At 68.0% G+C, this 1,010-nt stretch carries 1 protein-coding gene; it reads left to right on the top strand.

The window, feature by feature from the left end:
- Positions 1-1,010, top strand: a 1,010-nt coding sequence (locus tag ACH492_RS40080; protein ID WP_398994385.1) for a condensation domain-containing protein, incomplete at both ends; no start/stop codon positions are given.

Here is a 1,010-nt window from a genome sequence, read left to right on the forward strand (position 1 = left end):
TACATGGTGCCGTCGGTGTTTGTGGAGCTGGCGGAGCTGCCGCTGACCGGGAACGGCAAACTCGACCGCGCCGCCCTCCCCGAACCACAGGGAGTCCAGGCCAGTGGAGTGGACGGATTCGTGGCCCCGGCCACCGAGACCGAGGAACTACTGACAGGGATCCTGTCCGAGGTACTCGGCCTGGACCGCGTCGGTGCAGCCGACGACTTCTTCGAACTCGGTGGGCATTCGCTGCTCGCCACCCAGGTCATCTCCCGGGTCCGCGAGGTGTTCGGCGTCGAGGCCGCACTGTCGGCCCTCTTCGACCAGCCGACAGCACGAGGCCTGGCATCGGTTATTGAAGGAGCTGCCCGGGCAAGCGCACCTTCGGTGACACCCGCTGACCGGGGTCAGGCACTGCCGCTCTCGTTCGCACAGCAACGCCTTTGGTTCCTCGACCAGTTCGACCCCGGCTCCACGGAATACATCGCCCCGGCACACGTACGCCTGCGGGGGCACTTGAACGTCGAGGCCCTGGGCGCGGCGCTCTCCGGTGTGGTGGCGCGGCATGAGGTCTTGCGTACGCGGTTGGTGGCGGGCTCGAACGGCGTGGCCTACCAGGTGATCGACGAGCCGGCATCCGTCCCGTTGCCGGTGCGGGATGTGTCCGATGCGGTGGATCCGCGGGCGGCCGCACGGGCGTTGGTGGCGGCGGATGCGGGGCGGGCCTTTGACCTGTCGGAGGGTCCGTTGGTGCGGGCGACGTTGGTCCGGCTGGCGGCGGATGAGCATGTGCTGGCGCTGGTGATGCACCACGTCGTGTCGGACGAGTGGTCCGGGCGGATCCTGCGGCGTGAACTGTCGGACCTGTATGAGGCTTATCGGGATGGTGAGGCGGATCCGTTGGCGCCGCTGGAGGTGCAGTACGCGGACTTTGCGGTGTGGCAGCGACAGTGGCTGACCGGTGAGGTACTGGAAGAGCAACTGAACTACTGGCGGGCGGCGTTGGCGGGGGCTCCGGTGCTGGAGCT

The sequence above is a fragment of the Streptomyces sp. NPDC019443 genome (assembly GCF_044389785.1).
Lineage (GTDB): Bacteria > Actinomycetota > Actinomycetes > Streptomycetales > Streptomycetaceae > Streptomyces.